We start from the raw sequence: 16,221 nt of genomic DNA, 5'->3' as shown, positions 1-16,221 counted from the left end.
TGCGAACGCGCCCGGACCAGCGATCCGGCGATCCCACGATTTGTCGCCCCGCGACTGGTTGGAGGCGGGGCAATCGCTGCTGCGACGCGGTGGCCTGCGCGCGCTGAAGCTGCGGCCGCTCGCCGGCGAACTGCGTGTCTCGACCGGCAGCTTCTATCATCACTTCGGCGACTTCGACGATTATCAGGGACGGCTGGCCGATTATTTCGCCGGCGCGCAGATCGCCGAACTGATCGACGCGATCGGTCGCGCCGAGGCCAACCCGATCGGACGCATCCGCCTGCTGGCGCAGGTGGTGCGTCGGCGTGGCATGTCGCGGCTGTCGATCGCCATGCGCGCATGGGCCGAGAGCGATCCCCGCGCACGCGATGCGGTGCAGCGTCATGACGGACAGGTGATCGGTTTCCTGGTGGAATGCCTGCAGGCGAACGGGTTCGATCGGCACGATGCGATGGTGCGAAGCTATGCGCTGATGACGCTGGGATTGAGCAAGGTCCACGCACCCGAGTTGGATCGCGCGACCTTGATGGAGGAGATGATCGCGCTCCTCTGCTATCCGGGCGACCGAATGACGACCGGAATGGTCGCGGAGGAGAGAGCATGCGAACCGGGAGCTACGATTACATCGTCATAGGCGGCGGATCGGCCGGCTGCGTGCTTGCCGGCCGCCTGACGGAAGACCCGGCGGTCAGCGTGTTGCTAGTCGAGGCGGGTGGGCGCAACCGCGAATTGCTGGTACGGATGCCGGCGGGCGTCGGCGAACTGATCAAGGCGAAGAGCAAGCACAATTGGGGCTTCTGGACCGCGCCCGAGCCGCATCTGGATGGGCGAAGGCTGTGGTGGCCGCGCGGACGGGGCCTTGGCGGCAGTTCGGCGATTAACGGCATGATCTATTCGCGGGGCCATCCCCGTGATTACGACCGGTGGCGGCAATCGGGGCTGGCAGGCTGGGGCTGGGACGACGTGCTGCCCTGGTTCCGCAAGCTCGAGGGGCATCACCGGGGCGGCGATCTGCACGGCCAGACCGGACCGCTCAAGGTATCGCCCGGCGAAAGCGACAGCCCGTTCAATGCCGCCTTCATCGAAGCAGGGCGTCAGGCAGGCTATCCGGTCACGGAAGACTTCAACGGTACGCAGCCCGAAGGGTTTGGACCTTACGATCTGACGATCGGCGACGGGCGACGCTGGACCGCGGCGGAGGCGTATCTCGCCCCTGCCCTCCGCCGCCCCAACCTGACGATCGTCACGGATGCGCGCACGACGCGGATCAGGCTGATGGGTGGCCGCGCGGTCGGCATCGATTATGCGGTCGGCCGTGATCTGCGGCAGGCCGACGCACGAATGGAAGTGCTGGTGGCGGCGGGCGCCGTGCAGTCGCCACACTTGCTTCAGCTTTCCGGCATCGGCGACCCGGAGCGACTGTGGGCGGCCGGCGTCGCGCCGATGCACGATCTGGCCGGCGTGGGCGAAAATCTGCAGGATCATCTGGACGTCATCATGAACTGGCGCAGCCGCGGCCTGCGGACGGTGTTCAGCGACGTGAAGGGGTTGCGCCAGCTAGGTGTGGGATTGCGCTACGCCTTCACCGGCAAGGGCGTCGGGCGGCAGAACTTTTTGGAGGCAGGTGCCTTCATCCCGTCGCGGGAGGGGCTGGAACATGCCGATATCCAGATCCACGCGGTGCTGGCGATCATGCGGGACCATGGCAAGGTGAAGGCGACGGAGGACGGCTTTTCGCTGCATCTGTGCCAGTTGCGGCCCGAAAGCCGCGGACGGATCGGGTTGCAGTCGGACGATCCATTCGCCGATCCGCTGATCGAACCGAACTATCTGAGCACCGCCGAGGATCGGCGGGTGATGCGGGAGGCGGTCAAGATCGGTCGTGACGTGGCGGCGCAGGCGGCGCTCGATCCGTATCGGGACGCCGAACTGGCGCCGGGCGAGGAGGTGCGCAGCGATGCGCAGATCGACGCCTGGGTCCGGGCGACGGCAGAGACGATCTACCATCCGATCGGTACGTGCCGGATGGGCAGCGATGCGGAGGCGGTCGTCGACGGTACGCTGCGGGTGCGTGGGCTGGACGGACTGCGGGTGGTCGATGCGTCGGTGATGCCGTCGCTGATCAGCGGAAACACCAACGCGCCGACGATCATGATTGCGGAGAAAGCGGCGGATATGATTCGTGGAGGAACGATGCAGGTGGCGGCGTAGAGCAAGACCACCCTCTTTCACATCGCCGGCATGCTGGCGGGCATGAGGTTGTGGTCGAGGTGGCTCATGATCCAGATCGATCCGATCAGGACGAGGCCGACGATCAGCACGCCGAACGCCAGCGCCAGCACGTTGTTGGTGTTGTCGGGGCCGCTGGTGACGTGGAGGAAGAAGACGAGGTGGACGCCCATCTGCGCGATCGCCAATGCGATCAGCGCCACGGGGATGCCGGGGCCGTAGATGACACCGCTATGCACCACCGCGAACGAGGCGGCGGTTAGGATCGCGGCGAGGACGAAGCCGGCGACATAGGTCAGCACCTTGGCCCGGATGCCGTCGCCCTGCCCCTCGCCGGGGGCGCGATCGTCGTCGAGTTCGGTCTGGTCGCTCATCCTGCGACTCCCAGCAGATAGACGGTGGTGAACAGCGCGACCCAGATGATGTCGAGCGCATGCCAGAACAGGCTGAAACAGGCGATGCGGCGGACGATTTCTTCGCGGAAGCCCTTGGCCTGCACCTGTGCCATCATCGTCGTCAGCCAGAGCAGACCGAGCGTGACGTGCAAGCCGTGGCACCCGACCAAAGCGAAGAAGGCGGAGAGGAAGGCGCTGCGCTGAGGCCCATGCCCCTCGCCGATCAGCTTCAGGAATTCATAGGCTTCGAGACAGAGGAAGCCTGCGCCGAGCAGCGCGGTGGCGGCCATCGCGACCTGGAACCAGAAGCGGTTTTTTGCGGCGGTTGCGATCCCGGCCATGCCGCAGGCGAAGCTGGAGGCGAGCAGCAGCGCGGTTTCCGCGCCGACCAGCGGCAGTTCGACGATATCCGCCGCGCTCGGGCCGCCGGCGGTCGCCTTCGCCAGCACGGCGTAAGCAGCGAAGAAGCCGGCGAACATGATGAAGTCGGTGAGCAGGAAGATCCAGAAACCGTAGGCGACGACGATCCGCTTGGGCGCGGGACCGCGCTCGCTCGGTGGCGTGTCGCCGCGGCCGAGTTTGTGCGGATCGCTGCCTTGGGCGCGCTGGTCGGCGGTGGCGGCGGTCATGCCGGCTGCTCCGCCGGGATGTCGAGCATCTGCGCCTTGGCATTGCGACGTTCGTCGTCGAGGCGTTTGGCGTCGGCGGCGCTGATCTCGATCTCGTTCTCGTCGCGCCAGGCGAAGACGACGAAGGTCGCCCACGCGCCGAGGAAGCCGAGGATGAACAGCCACCAGATGTGCCACACCGCGGCGAAGCCCAAGGCGGTGGTGAAGAAGGCGGTGACGAAGCCGGTCGGTGAGTTGCGCGGCATGTGGAAGGGCTCGTAATCGGGGCGTTCGGATAGTTCGCGGTTCTCGCGCGCCTGCGCCTTGATGCCCCAGTACGCCTCCTCGCCCTTTACGTTGGGCAGCACCGCGAAGTTGAACGGCGGCGGCGGCGAGGTGGTGATCCATTCGAGACTGCGGCCGTCCCACGGATCGCCGGTCGTATCGGCCAAGTCGTGGCGATGCTTGATCGAAACGTAGAACTGCATGACCTGGCAGGCGATCCCGCCGGCGATCATCATCGCCCCGAACGCCGCGACGATCAGCCACGGATGCCAGCCCGGCACGTCATAATGCTGCATGCGCCGGGTCATCCCCATCAGCCCGAGCACGTAGAGCGGCATGAACGCGACGTAGAAGCCGATCACCCACAGCCAGAACGCGGCCTTGCCCCAGCCGTCGTGCAGCTTGAAGCCGAACGCCTTGGGGAACCAGTAATTGTAGGCGGCGAACGCGCCGAACAGCACGCCGCCGATGATGACGTTGTGGAAATGCGCCACCAGGAACAGCGAGTTATGGAGCACGAAGTCGGCGGGCGGCACCGCGAGCAGCACGCCGGTCATGCCGCCGATGACGAACGTGATCATGAACGCCACCGCCCACATCATCGGCACTTCGAAACGGATACGCCCGCCGTACATGGTGAACAGCCAGTTGAAGACCTTCACCCCCGTCGGCACCGCGATGATCATCGTGGTGACGCCGAAAAAGCCGTTGACGTCCGCCCCCGCCCCCATCGTGAAGAAGTGATGGAGCCAGACCATGAACGACAGGATGCAGATCACCATCGTGGCGACGATCATCGAGCGGTAACCGAACAGCGGCTTGCCCGAGAAGGTCGACACCACTTCGCTGAAGATGCCGAACGCAGGGAGGATCAGGATATAGACCTCCGGATGGCCCCACGCCCAGATGAGGTTGACGAACATCATCTGATTGCCGCCGAGTTCGTTGGTGAAGAAGTGGAAGCCGAGATAGCGGTCGAGCAGCAGCATCGCGAAAGTGGCGGTGAGGATCGGGAAGGCGGCGACGATCAGCAGGTTGGAGGCGAGCGACGTCCAGCAGAACATCGGCATGCGGGTATAGCCCATGCCCGGCGCACGCATCTTGAGAATGGTGGTGACGAGGTTGACGCCGGACAGCAGCGTGCCGACGCCGGATATCTGCAGCGCCCAAAGGTAATAGTCGACGCCGACACCGGGGGAGAAGCGCAGTTCCGACAGCGGCGGATAGGCGAGCCAGCCGGTCTTGGCGAACTCGCCGATGATTAGGCTCATGTTGATCAGCAACGCGCCGCTCGCGGTGAGCCAGAAGCTGACGTTGTTCAGCGTCGGGAACGCCACGTCGCGGACGCCGAGCTGCAGCGGCACGACGAAGTTCATGATGCCGATCATGAAGGGCATCGCCACGAAGAAGATCATGATCGTGCCGTGCGCCGAGAAGATCTGATCGTAATGCTCGGGTGGCAGATAGCCCGGATTGCCAAAGGCGATCGCCTGCTGGCTGCGCATCATCGCGGCGTCGACGAAGCCGCGGACGAGCATCACGAGGGCGAAGATGCAGTACATGATGCCGATCCGCTTGTGATCGACCGAGGTGATCCATTCCCGCCACAGATAGGGGATGTGGCCGGCGCGCCAAGTCCAGAACAGCACCGCAAGCATGCCGCCACCGACGATAGCGGCGGCGATCAGCGGGATCGGCTGATCCCAAGGGATCGAGTGGAGGGTGAGCTTGCCGAACATCGCGATCAGCTCTCCCGTCCGCCATTGTCGGTTTCGTGGACCGGCGCACCGGCCTGCCGTACCGCCGCGGCGAAGAAGCCGGGAGGGACGCTGCCGTAGGTGAAGGGGGCGATGCTGCCGTGCTGTTTGGCGAGCGCGAGATAGCTGGCCCCGTTCAGCGCTGGCCCCTGCCCTTTCGTGCCGGCGGCCCAGGCGGCGAACTGGCGCGGCGGGACCGCGTCGACGGTGAAGTCCATGTCCGAGAAGCCTTCGCCGCTGTAATGGGCGGACAGGCCGCGGAACCGGCCGGGGCGATCGGCCATCAGGTTGAGCTTCGCCTCCATCCCCGCCATCGCGTAGATCTGGCTGCCGAGCTGCGGCACGAAGAAACTGTTCATGACGGTGGCCGATGTGATCCGGAACTGTACCGGCGTACCGGCGGGGATGACGAGGCGGTTGACGCTGGCGACGCCCTGTTCCGGGTAGACGAACAGCCATTTCCAATCGAGCGCGATGACCTGCACCGTGATTGGTTTCTGGCGGGAGGCGAGCGGGCGCTGCGGATCGAGGTCGTGGCTGGCGACCCAGCCCATGCCGCCGAGGAAGATGATGACGAGCAGCGGGACCGACCAGACGAGCAGCTCCAGCTTGCCGGAATAGGACCATTCGGGAAGGTGCCTGGCGCGGGTGTTGGACGCACGGAACCACCAGGCGAAGGCGATGGTGGCGAGGATGACCGGCACGACGATGCCGAGCATCACCGCGAGCGAATTGATCAGGAGAGTCTTCTCGCCGGCGGCGACGGGGCCGGCGGGGTCGAGAAGTGCGGGCGCGCAAGCACCGGTGGAGAGTGCCGTCAGGAGCACCGCTGGCCGGGTTGCCCGGATCAGCATGAACGATGATCCGGTGTGCGTGTCACGAATCCCCCGACGGACCGCTGCGGCGGTTTTTCCTCGCGGTTGAAAACGAGCGGATTGCAAGGAGGGTCCATCGTTGCGTGATCGATCGCGCGGCGAAGTTGAGAAAGTTGAGGATCACGGTGGGTGGTGACGGTGGCGTCGCTGGTGGTGATGCCCGGACGGCTGGGGGCGCGAAGTTGAGGAAGTTGAGGAACGCGGCTCTCCGCTGCGGCAGCGTTATCGCGGCATTGATGAGTCGACAGTCGCGGCATGGCTGTCGGTGTAGGGGATCGCTGATTGGTAGGACAGCGTTGGCCGATTTTGGCCGATTGTCAGGGGCTTGACGGAGCATCAAGCCTACGGGTCGGGTGTGCTCAGGGTATGGATCGGTGTGCAGCTTGCTACTCTCGCCGCAGCTTTGTGCTCCCGCGAAGGCGGGAGCCCAGGACTGGGTTCCCGCCTTTGCGGGGACACATCGGGTTATAGGGTTGGGGAATTGGACGGCACTCGGCGCGTTGCGCTTACCTGAACCGTTCGGGCTGAGTTGCCTGCGGACGGCGGCCATTCGACACGCACAGGGCGACCGGGAGGGGTGTACTTATCCCGCGTTGCGCGCGCGGCGCCAGGCCAGCGAACGCCGGTTCAGCGCCGGCAGGTCTTGCGTTACGTCGGCGACACCGCGGCCGAGCGCAACGGCGGCCCGGAGCAGATCGATCGCGATGAAGCGATAGGCGGGGCGCTCGGCGACCGCGTCGTACCAGACGCCGCCGACTGCGATGTCGAGCAACACGCGCTGAAAGCAATGATCGGCACGGATCGGCCAACCGCGGAGACCTGCCAGACCGGGCAGCTCCACGCGGGTCAGATGGAGCCAATCGGATTCCAGCGCGGCGCGGTCCCCATCCGGTCCCGCGCCGTCCTGCATCAGATGTGGATCGGCTTGCCGGTCACCGCCATCGCGGCTTCCTTCATCGCCTCGGAATGCGTCGGGTGGGCGTGGCAGGTGTAGGCGATGTCTTCCGACGTGGCGCCGAACTCCATCGCCTGCGCCGCCTGCGCGATCATCGTGCCGGCGACACTGGCGATCGCCCAGACGCCGACGACGCGATCGGTCTTGGCGTCGGCGATGATCTTCACGAAGCCGTCGGGCTCGTGATTGGTCTTGGCGCGGCTGTTCGCCATCATCGGGAACTTGCCGACCTTGATCTCGCCCTTCGCTTTCGCGGCTTCCTCGGTCAGACCGACGCCGGCGAATTCGGGCAAGGTGTAGACGACGCTCGGAATGATGTCGTGGTTCACGATGCCGGTCAGGCCCGCGATGTTCTCGGCGACCGCGATGCCTTCGTCCTCGGCCTTGTGCGCGAGCATCAGGCCGGGGGCGACGTCGCCGATCGCCCAGACGCCGGGGACGCTAGTGGCGAACTCATGGTCGATATCGACCTGCCCACGGCCATTGACCGACAGGCCGGCGGCTTCGAGGTTGAGGCCGTCGGTATTGGGACGGCGGCCGATCGCGAGCAGCACGCAATCCGCCTCGATCGTCTGCGCCTCTCCGCCAGCGGCGGGTTCGACGGTCAGCGTCGCGGTGTCACCGGCCACGGTCACGCCGGTGACCTTGGTCGAGAGCCTGAACTCCATGCCCTGCTTCTTGAAGATCTTCTGCGCTTCCTTGCGGACGTCGCCGTCGAAGCCGGGGAGGATCTGGTCGAGATATTCGACCACCGTCACCTTGGAACCGAGGCGACGCCAGACGCTGCCGAGTTCGAGACCGATGACGCCGCCGCCGATCACGACGAGGTGCTGCGGGACCTTGGGCAATTCGAGCGCACCGGTGCTGTCGACGACGACCGTCTGATCGACGGTGACGCCGGGCAGCGGGGTGACCGACGATCCGGTGGCGATGACGATGTTCTTGGCGCGGACGGTCTTGCCGGCGATGTCGACGCTGTCGTTGCCGGTGAAGCTGGCGCGGCCCTTGAGCCATTCGACCTTGTTCTTCTTGAACAGATATTCGATGCCGCCGGTCAGCTGCTTGACCGCATCGCGGCGCTGGCCGTGCATCGTGTCGAGGTCGAGCTCGACGCCGGTCGCCTTGACGCCCATCTTGGCCATCGCGCCGTTCGCGAGCGCATCGAAATATTCGGACGCGTGCAGCATCGCCTTCGACGGAATGCAGCCGACGTTGAGGCAGGTGCCGCCCAGCGTCTCGCGATCCTCGGCACAGGCGGTCTTCAGGCCGAGCTGCGCGGCGCGGATCGCGGCGACATAGCCGCCAGGGCCGGCGCCGATCACGAGGACGTCATAGTCGTACTGCTGTTCGTCAGCCATGGTCTTCTCCGTTCCCCGGCGGAGGCCGGGGTCCAGTTGCAGGCCGGCATGTAGTGCGCGCCGCGCCTGTTTACATCGGCCTTCCCGAACCGGGCCCCGGCCTCCGCCGGGGTACAGGCCTTCTCAATCAGTGAATTACAGGTCGATCAGGATGCGGGTCGGGTCCTCGATCGCGTTCTTGAGCGCGACGAGGAAGGTCACCGCCTCGCGACCGTCGATCAGCCGGTGGTCGTAGCTGAGCGCGAGGTACATCATCGGGCGGACGACGACCTGGCCGTTCACGACGACCGGACGGTCCTCGATTCGATGGAGGCCGAGCACCGCCGACTGCGGCGGGTTGATGATCGGGGTCGACATCAGCGAGCCGAAGACGCCGCCGTTCGAGATGGTGAAGGTGCCGCCCTTCATCTCGTCCATCTTGAGCGTGCCTTCCTTGGCGCGCTTGCCGAAGTCGCCGATGGTCTTCTCGATACCGGCGACCGTCAGGTCCTGCGCGTCGCGGATGACCGGCACGACGAGGCCGCCCGGCGAGGACACCGCGACCGAGATGTCCGCGTAGTCGTGGTAGACGATCTCGTCGCCTTCGATGCTGGCGTTGACCGAGGGGATGTCCTTCAGCGCCATCGTTGCGGCCTTCACGAAGAAGCCCATGAAGCCGAGGCGGACGCCGTGCTTCTTTTCGAACAGGTCCTTGTACTTGGCGCGCGCCTCGATCACCGCGGTCATGTCGACGTCGTTGAACGTCGTCAGCATCGCGGCGGTGTTCTGCGCTTCCTTGAGGCGCTTGGCGATCGTCTGGCGGAGCCGCGTCATCTTGACGCGCTCTTCCTTGCGGCCGCCCGTGGTCGCGGCGGCGGCGGGTGCCGGGGCGGCCGTAGGTGCAGCGGCGGCAGGCTTGGACGCAGCCGCGGCGGCGACGTCTTCCTTGGTGATGCGGCCGTCCTTGCCGGTGCCGGTGATCGACGCGGGGTCGAGACCGTATTCGAGCACGGCGCGTCGGACCGAAGGCGACAGCGCGGCGGGCGAATCGCCGGAAGCTTCCGGCTGGGCGGCAGGCGCGGGTGCAGGATCAGCGGCGGGCGCCGGTGCCGGTGCGGCTGCTGGTGCGGGAGCCGCTGCCGGAGCAGCCGCCGAGCCGTCACCAGCCTCGATCGTCGCGAGCATCGCGCCGACCTGCACGGTATCGCCGACCTGCACCGCATGCTGGCCCATCACGCCGGCGACCGGCGACGGTACCTCGACCGACACCTTGTCGGTTTCCAGGCTGGCGATCGGCTCGTCGACCTTCACGGGATCGCCGGGCTGCTTGAGCCATTCGCCGATGGTGGCTTCGGTGATCGATTCGCCGAGGACCGGTACGGTAACTTCGGTGGCCATCTCTTGCTTCCTTCTCCCCGGGGAGGGGTCTCAATCGGGGACGTGTCTTAGCTGCTGGGGCCCTGGACGGGGCGGGCGGTGGTGGTCGAGCCTTCGCTGCGGGTGCGGCGGATTTCCTCGCGTACGTTGTGGCCGAGCGCGTCGGCGACCAGCGCCCCCTGCTCCGCCGTATGCCGCTTCATCAGGCCGGTCGCCGGCGAGGCGGCGGCCTGACGACCCGCGTAGCGCGGACGCTTCACCGCGCAATTCGCGGCGGTCAGCGATTCCTCGATCAGCGGCTCGACGAAGAACCAGTAACCGTTGTTCTTCGGTTCTTCCTGCGCCCAGACGACATGTTCCAGGTTCGGCATCCGCGCGATCCGGCGGGCGAGTGCGTCGCCGGGGAACGGATAGAGCTGTTCGATGCGGACGATCTGCGTCGTCGTGTCACCGGCGGCGTTGCGTGCCTCGATCAGGTCGTAGGCGACCTTGCCGGTGCACAGCACCAGCCGCTTGGTCTCGGCATCCGCGGCACCGTTGGTGTCGGAGAGGATGCGCTTGAAGTGGCTGTCGCCCTGGAAGTCCGCCGCAGCCGACACCGCCAGCTTGTGACGGAGCAGCGACTTGGGCGTCATCACGATCAGAGGTTTGCGGAAATTGCGGTGCATCTGCCGGCGGAGCAGGTGGAAGTAGTTCGCCGGCGTGGTGCAGTTCGCGACCTGGATATTGTCCTGCGCGCAGGATTGCAGGAAGCGTTCGGGACGCGCCGAGCTATGCTCCGGCCCCTGCCCTTCGTAACCGTGCGGCAGCAGCATCACGAGGCCGTTGGCGCGCAGCCACTTCGACTCGCCCGACGTGATGAACTGGTCGATCATGATCTGCGCGCCGTTGACGAAGTCGCCGAACTGCGCCTCCCACATCACGAGCGTCTTTGGGTCGGCGAGCGCGTAGCCGTATTCGAAGCCGAGCACGCCATATTCGGACAGCGGGCTGTCGAGCACCTCGAATCGGCCGTGCTCGACCGTGGTCAGCGGCACGTACTTATGCTCGTCGGTCTGGTCGACCCACACCGCGTGACGCTGCGAGAAGGTGCCGCGACCGGAATCCTGACCGGACAGACGGACGCCGTAGCCCTCGGACAGCAGCGAGCCGAACGCCAAGGCTTCGCCGGTCGCCCAGTCGAAGTTGCTGCCGGTCGTGAACATCTGCCGCTTGGCATCGAGGACGCGGGACAGCGTCTTGTGGATCTGGATGCCTTCCGGCACCGTGGTCAACGTGCGGCCGAGCGCGTCGAACAGCTTCAGCTCGATGCCCGTCTCGACGTTGCGCCGCTCGGTGCCGCCGTCGGTCGGGGCCGACAGGCCCGACCAGCGACCGGCGAACCAGTCCGCCTTGTTCGGCTTGTAGCTCGCGCCCGCCTCGAACTCGCCTTCCAGCAAAGTCGTGAACTGGTGGACCTTCTCGTCCAGCCACGCCTGATCGATCACGCCTTCCTGAATCAGGCGCTTGCCGTAGATCTCGCTGACACCGGGGTGCTGGCTGATGACGTTGTACATCAGCGGCTGGGTGAAGCCCGGCTCGTCGCCCTCGTTGTGACCGAAGCGGCGGTAGCACCACATGTCGATGACGATATCGCGGTGGAATTTCTGGCGGAATTCGATCGCCATTTTGGTGGCGAAGGTGACCGCCTCGGGATCGTCGCCGTTGACGTGGAAGACGGGGGCCTGAACGCCCTTAGCCACGTCGGACGGGTAGGGCGAGGAGCGCGCGAACTGCGGGCTGGTGGTGAAGCCGACCTGATTGTTGATGATGAAGTGGACGCAGCCACCGGTGTTGTAACCGCGGATGCCGGAGAAGCCGAGGCATTCCCAGACGATCCCCTGCCCCGCAAACGCCGCATCGCCGTGGATCAGCACCGGCAGCGAGCCGACATGTTCCTTGAGATCGTTGGCGATCGTCTGGATCGCGCGGGTCTTGCCGAGCACGACGGGGTCCGCCGCCTCCAGATGCGAGGGGTTGGCGACCAGCGACATATGGACCTTATGACCGTCGAATTCGCGGTCGGTCGAGGTGCCGAGGTGGTATTTCACGTCACCCGAACCGCCGATGTCGTCCGGATTGGCCGAGCCGCCGGCGAATTCGTGGAAAATCACGCGCAGCGGCTTCGCCATGACGTTGGCGAGCACGTTCAGGCGGCCGCGATGGGCCATACCGAACACCATCTCGCGCACGCCGGCCTGTCCGCCGTATTTGATGACGCTTTCGAGCGCCGGGATCATGCTCTCGCCGCCGTCGAGGCCAAAGCGCTTGGTCCCGACATACTTCTTGCCGAGGAACTTCTCCCACTGCTCGGCCTCAATGACCTTGGAGAGGATCGCCTTCTTGCCATCGACGCTGAATTCGATCGCCTTGTCCTTGCCCTCCATGCGGTCCTGGAGGAAGCGGCGCTCCTCGACATCGACGATGTGCATGTATTCGAGGCCGACATTGCCGCAATAATTGCGGCGCAGCGTGTCGACGAGCTCGCGAACGGTCGCCCATTCAAAGCCGAGCGTGCCGCCGAGGTAGACCGGGCGATCGATGTCGGCGTCGGTGAAGCCGTGATATTCGGTGCGCAGGTCCTCCGGCATGTCGCGATGCGACAGGCCGAGCGGATCGAGGTTGGCGGCGAGGTGGCCGCGGACGCGATAGGTGCGGATCAGCAGCTGCGCGCGGATCGCGTCGCCGGCGGCCTTGATGATGTCGTCCTTCGACGGCGCGGGCGCAGCGGCTGCGGCGGGCTTGCCGCCTTTCGCCGGCTTCGGCGCAGGCTCCATCTGGGTGGGATCGAGGCCGGCGGTCAGGTCGTCGGTGGTGGTCAGCGGCCAGCGTTTGTTGGTCCAGCTCGGACCGCCGCTGCCCTGCTCCAGACCTTCGAAGAACCCGCGCCAGCCGAGGTCGACCGACGACTGGTCTGCCTGATACTTGGCGTAGAGCGCTTCGATGTACGCTGGGGACACGCCGGCGGCGATGTCGCTGAAATCCTGACCTTCGTAGCCCATGGTCTTCTTCCTATTTCCCTCTCCCATCGGGAGAGGGAGGGGCCCGCCGCCCGCGGGGCGGTGGGAGGGTGAGGGTCGAAGGGGAAGGCCCACCTGCCCTCACCCTTCCGCGGCTGCGCCGCTCCCTCCCTCTCCCGATGGGAGAGGGATTTTGGTATTAGCCGTTCAACACTTCCAGCAGGGTCGAACCCAGCTCGCTGGGGCTGGCGGCGACCTTGATCCCGGCGGCTTCCATCGCGGCGATCTTGCTTTCCGCATCACCCTTGCCGCCCGACACGATCGCGCCGGCATGGCCCATGCGACGGCCCGGAGGTGCGGTGCGGCCTGCGATGAAGCCGGCCATCGGCTTCTTGCGGCCACGCTTGGCCTCGTCGATCAGGAACTGCGCGGCCTGCTCTTCGGCGTCGCCGCCGATTTCGCCGATCATGATGATCGACTGCGTGGCTTCGTCCGCGAGAAACAGTTCGAGCACGTCGATGAAGTTGGTGCCGTTGACCGGATCGCCGCCGATGCCGACCGCGGTGGTCTGGCCGAGCCCGGCGTTCGAGGTCTGGAACACCGCCTCATAGGTCAGCGTACCGGAGCGTGAAACGACGCCGACCGAGCCCTGCTTGAAGATGCTGCCGGGCATGATGCCGATCTTGCACTCGCCGGGCGTCAGCACGCCGGGGCAGTTCGGGCCGATCAGGCGCGACTTGCTGCCCGACAGCGCGCGCTTGACGCGGACCATGTCGAGCACCGGGATGCCTTCGGTAATCGTGACGATCAGCGGGATTTCGGCATCGATCGCCTCGAGGATCGAATCCGCGGCGAAGGGCGGCGGGACGTAGATCACCGACGCATCGGCGCCGGTCTTCGACTTCGCCTCCGCGACGGTGTTGTAGACCGGCAGGCCGAGATGCTCGGTGCCGCCCTTGCCCGGCGTCACGCCGCCGACCATCTGCGTGCCGTATTCCAGCGCCGCCTTGGTATGGAAGCTGCCGGTTTCGCCGGTCATGCCCTGGGTGATGACCTTGGTGTTCTTGTTGACGAGGATGCTCATGGAGGCTCCTGAATGTGGCGCGACCTCCGACACGGCGGAGGTAGAGCGATAAGGTGCAGGGCGACCGATCACCGCCCGCCCTGCAAGATTTCGATTAGTTCAGCGAGCCGTCGATGCCCTTGCAGGCGACTAGCAACTCCTTGACGGCGTCGACCGATACGGTGAGGTTCGCCTTGGCTTCGTCGTCCAGCGCGATCTCGACGATCTGTTCGACACCGCCGGCACCGATCACCACTGGTACGCCGACGTAGAGGTCGTTCACGCCATATTGGCCGTCGACATAGGCCGCAGCCGGGAGGACGCGCTTCTGGTCGTACAGATAGGCTTCGGCCATCGCGATACCGCTGGTCGCGGGCGCATAATACGCCGAGCCGGTCTTCAGCAGCGCGACGATCTCGCCGCCACCGCCGCGGGTGCGCTTGACGATCGCGTCGATCTTGTCCTGCGTCGAGCGGCCCATCTTGATGAGGTCGGGGACCGGGATGCCCGACACGGTCGAGTAGCTGATGACCGGGACCATCGTGTCGCCGTGGCCGCCGAGCACGAAGCTGGTCACGTCCTTCACCGAAACCTGGAATTCCTCGGCGAGGAAGTGGCTGAAGCGCGCGCTGTCGAGCACGCCCGCCATGCCGACAACCATGTGGTGCGGCAGGCCGGAGAATTCACGCAGCGCCCAGACCATCGCGTCGAGCGGGTTGGTGATGCAGATGACGAAGGCGTCGGGGGCGTTGTTCTTGATGCCCTCGCCGACCGCCTTCATCACCTTGAGGTTGATACCGAGCAGGTCGTCGCGGCTCATGCCCGGCTTGCGGGCGACACCGGCAGTAACGATGATGACGTCGGCATCCGCGATGTCGGCATAGTCGTTGGAGCCGGCGATCTTGGCGTCGAACCCTTCGACCGGGCCGCATTGCGAGAGGTCGAGCGCCTTGCCCTGCGGCACGCCTTCGGCGACGTCGAAGAGGACGATGTCACCCAGATTCTTGAGCGCCGCGAGGTGCGCGAGCGTGCCGCCGATATTCCCGGCGCCGATCAGCGCGATCTTCTTGCGAGCCATCCAATCCATCTCCGTAAAGGCAGGTCCTGATTGGCCATGCCGCCTACGCCTCTTTACCTCGCCCGGCAACCGCTAATCGAGACGGGCCAAGACTTTGGTTGATAATGGTTCGCAGGTGCAATTAGGCACTGCCGTGTCCTTGCGCTAGGTAATCTTCGGAGCGCATCTCCTCGAGCCGGCTGACGGTCCGTTGGAATTCGAAGCGGCCGTCGCCCTCCGGGTAGAGCGCATCGGGTTCGGCATCGGCAGCAGCGAGCAGCTTCACCTTATGCTCGTACAGAGCATCGATCAGGGCAACGAAGCGGGCGGCCTCGTTGCGGTTTTCGGGGCCGAGCCGCGGTATGCCGACGAGGATGACGGTGTGATAGCGGCGGGCGAGCGCGATGTAATCTGCCGCGCCCCTCGCCTCGCCACACAGCTTCTTGAACGAGAAGACCGCGACGCCTTTCAGCGTCTTGGGGACATGCAACGTGCGGCCCTGAACGACGATATCCTCGGCCGGGATCGGCTCGGTCACCTCGTGATCGGTGAGGCGGAAGAAGGCGGCGGAGAGGTTCGCTGTCGCCTCCGGTCCGTTGGGGACGAGCCAGGTATTCTGCTGGCCGAGCCTGTCGCGGCGATAATCGATCGGGCCGTTCAGCGTCACCACGTCGAGGCGGCTCTGGATGAGCGCGATGAAGGGCAGAAAGTGTTCGCGGTTGAGGCCGTTCTTGTAGAGATCGGCGGGCGCGCGATTGGAGGTGGTGACGACGGTGACGCCCGCCTCCAGCAGGCCGGTGAACAGACGGCTGAGGATCATCGCGTCGGGCGAGTTTGTCACCATCATCTCGTCGAACGCGAGCAGGCGGGTTTCTTCAGCGAGCGCGGCGGCGACGGGGGCGATCGGGTCGCCGGCTTCCTTGCGGCGCTCGATCGCGATGCGGCCGTGGACCTCGATCATGAATTCCGAGAAGTGGACGCGGCGCTTGCGGTCGATGGCCAGGTTGGCGAAGAACAGGTCCATCATCATCGACTTGCCGCGACCGACATCACCGAACATGTAGACGCCGCAGGGCGCCTTCGCCGAGCGGCCGGTCAGGCGGGCGAGGAAGCCCGTTTTCTTCGGTGCTTCCAGTTCGGCGGCGAGCGTGTCGAGGCGGATGGCGGCGGCGCGCTGTTCCGGGTCGGTGCGGAGTTCGCCGGCGGCGACGAGCGCGTCATAGGCGTTGAGGACTTTGGTCATTCTAATGCTCCTGCGAGCGCAGGAGCCCGGGATATCGGCTT

Annotated in this window: 13 protein-coding genes; 2 read left to right on the top strand and 11 right to left on the bottom strand. The window is 65.7% G+C overall.

Translation table 11 applies throughout. The features are described 5' to 3' along the window. Nucleotides 1–40: 40 nt before the first annotated feature. Nucleotides 41–634 carry a TetR/AcrR family transcriptional regulator gene (locus NF699_01510; GenBank protein USU05409.1) on the top strand — a complete coding sequence of 198 codons (594 nt, stop codon included), beginning with the start codon at nucleotides 41–43 and terminating at the stop codon, nucleotides 632–634. Continuing rightward, nucleotides 601–2,211 carry a choline dehydrogenase gene (locus NF699_01505; GenBank protein ID USU05408.1) on the top strand — a complete coding sequence of 537 codons (1,611 nt, stop codon included), beginning with the start codon at nucleotides 601–603 and terminating at the stop codon, nucleotides 2,209–2,211. Before NF699_01510 ends, NF699_01505 begins: the two co-directional genes overlap by 34 nt. Before the next feature lie 17 nt (nucleotides 2,212–2,228). Here the strand turns inward: NF699_01505 and cyoD are convergent, their stop codons facing one another. The 11 genes from cyoD to zapE all read right to left on the bottom strand — a co-directional run bounded on the left by cyoD (nucleotide 2,229) and on the right by zapE (nucleotide 16,180). After that, the gene (gene cyoD, locus NF699_01500) at nucleotides 2,229–2,603 is read right to left on the bottom strand and encodes a cytochrome o ubiquinol oxidase subunit IV (GenBank protein USU05407.1); all 375 of its coding nucleotides are present in this window, start codon (nucleotides 2,601–2,603) and stop codon (nucleotides 2,229–2,231) included. Further along, a complete protein-coding gene (locus NF699_01495) occupies nucleotides 2,600–3,253 on the bottom strand; it encodes a cytochrome (ubi)quinol oxidase subunit III (protein ID USU05406.1) in 654 nt (217 codons plus the stop codon). The genes cyoD and NF699_01495 overlap by 4 nt, the downstream gene beginning before the upstream one ends. Next, nucleotides 3,250–5,256: a cytochrome o ubiquinol oxidase subunit I gene (gene cyoB, locus NF699_01490; GenBank protein ID USU05405.1), complete on the bottom strand. Its 2,007-nt coding sequence runs from the start codon at nucleotides 5,254–5,256 to the stop codon at nucleotides 3,250–3,252. The genes NF699_01495 and cyoB overlap by 4 nt, the downstream gene beginning before the upstream one ends. Before the next feature lie 5 nt (nucleotides 5,257–5,261). Beyond that, on the bottom strand, nucleotides 5,262–6,128 hold the full coding sequence (cyoA, locus tag NF699_01485; protein USU05404.1) for a ubiquinol oxidase subunit II: 867 nt from the start codon (nucleotides 6,126–6,128) through the stop codon (nucleotides 5,262–5,264). A gap of 604 nt (nucleotides 6,129–6,732) precedes the next feature. Continuing rightward, on the bottom strand, nucleotides 6,733–7,059 hold the full coding sequence (locus NF699_01480) for a GCN5-related N-acetyltransferase (protein ID USU05403.1): 327 nt from the start codon (nucleotides 7,057–7,059) through the stop codon (nucleotides 6,733–6,735). After that, nucleotides 7,059–8,462, bottom strand: coding sequence for a dihydrolipoyl dehydrogenase (lpdA, locus tag NF699_01475; protein USU05402.1), 1,404 nt, complete (start codon nucleotides 8,460–8,462; stop codon nucleotides 7,059–7,061). Before lpdA ends, NF699_01480 begins: the two co-directional genes overlap by 1 nt. Before the next feature lie 135 nt (nucleotides 8,463–8,597). Further along, nucleotides 8,598–9,839, bottom strand: a complete 1,242-nt coding sequence (odhB, locus tag NF699_01470; GenBank protein USU05401.1) for a 2-oxoglutarate dehydrogenase complex dihydrolipoyllysine-residue succinyltransferase — start codon at nucleotides 9,837–9,839, stop codon at nucleotides 8,598–8,600. A 47-nt stretch (nucleotides 9,840–9,886) separates the two neighbouring features. Next, nucleotides 9,887–12,859, bottom strand: a complete 2,973-nt coding sequence (locus NF699_01465) for a 2-oxoglutarate dehydrogenase E1 component (protein ID USU05400.1) — start codon at nucleotides 12,857–12,859, stop codon at nucleotides 9,887–9,889. 157 nt (nucleotides 12,860–13,016) lie between these two features. Continuing rightward, nucleotides 13,017–13,901 carry a succinate--CoA ligase subunit alpha gene (sucD, locus tag NF699_01460; protein USU05399.1) on the bottom strand — a complete coding sequence of 295 codons (885 nt, stop codon included), beginning with the start codon at nucleotides 13,899–13,901 and terminating at the stop codon, nucleotides 13,017–13,019. 94 nt (nucleotides 13,902–13,995) lie between these two features. Next, entirely contained in the window at nucleotides 13,996–14,958 is a 963-nt protein-coding gene (mdh, locus tag NF699_01455; GenBank protein USU05398.1) for a malate dehydrogenase, read from the bottom strand. A 121-nt stretch (nucleotides 14,959–15,079) separates the two neighbouring features. Next, nucleotides 15,080–16,180, bottom strand: a complete 1,101-nt coding sequence (gene zapE, locus NF699_01450) for a cell division protein ZapE (GenBank protein USU05397.1) — start codon at nucleotides 16,178–16,180, stop codon at nucleotides 15,080–15,082. Between the last annotated feature and the right edge of the window lie 41 nt (nucleotides 16,181–16,221).

Source organism: Sphingomonadaceae bacterium OTU29LAMAA1 (assembly GCA_024072375.1).
Taxonomy (GTDB): Bacteria; Pseudomonadota; Alphaproteobacteria; order Sphingomonadales; family Sphingomonadaceae; genus Sphingomonas.
This window is presented reverse-complemented; position numbering and strand designations above follow the sequence as displayed.

Excerpts from the sequence above, each read along its gene's own strand:
- NF699_01480 (USU05403.1), bottom strand. The coding sequence starts at position 7,059 with ATGCAGGACGGCGCGGGACCGGATGGGGACCGCGCCGCGCTGGAATCC.
- zapE (USU05397.1), bottom strand. The coding sequence starts at position 16,180 with ATGACCAAAGTCCTCAACGCCTATGACGCGCTCGTCGCCGCCGGCGAA.
- cyoD (USU05407.1), bottom strand. The coding sequence starts at position 2,603 with ATGAGCGACCAGACCGAACTCGACGACGATCGCGCCCCCGGCGAGGGG.
- NF699_01505 (USU05408.1), top strand. The coding sequence starts at position 601 with ATGCGAACCGGGAGCTACGATTACATCGTCATAGGCGGCGGATCGGCC.
- cyoB (USU05405.1), bottom strand. The coding sequence starts at position 5,256 with ATGTTCGGCAAGCTCACCCTCCACTCGATCCCTTGGGATCAGCCGATC.
- NF699_01465 (USU05400.1), bottom strand. The coding sequence starts at position 12,859 with ATGGGCTACGAAGGTCAGGATTTCAGCGACATCGCCGCCGGCGTGTCC.
- cyoA (USU05404.1), bottom strand. The coding sequence starts at position 6,128 with ATGCTGATCCGGGCAACCCGGCCAGCGGTGCTCCTGACGGCACTCTCC.
- sucD (USU05399.1), bottom strand. The coding sequence starts at position 13,901 with ATGAGCATCCTCGTCAACAAGAACACCAAGGTCATCACCCAGGGCATG.
- odhB (USU05401.1), bottom strand. The coding sequence starts at position 9,839 with ATGGCCACCGAAGTTACCGTACCGGTCCTCGGCGAATCGATCACCGAA.
- mdh (USU05398.1), bottom strand. The coding sequence starts at position 14,958 with ATGGCTCGCAAGAAGATCGCGCTGATCGGCGCCGGGAATATCGGCGGC.
- lpdA (USU05402.1), bottom strand. The coding sequence starts at position 8,462 with ATGGCTGACGAACAGCAGTACGACTATGACGTCCTCGTGATCGGCGCC.
- NF699_01495 (USU05406.1), bottom strand. The coding sequence starts at position 3,253 with ATGACCGCCGCCACCGCCGACCAGCGCGCCCAAGGCAGCGATCCGCAC.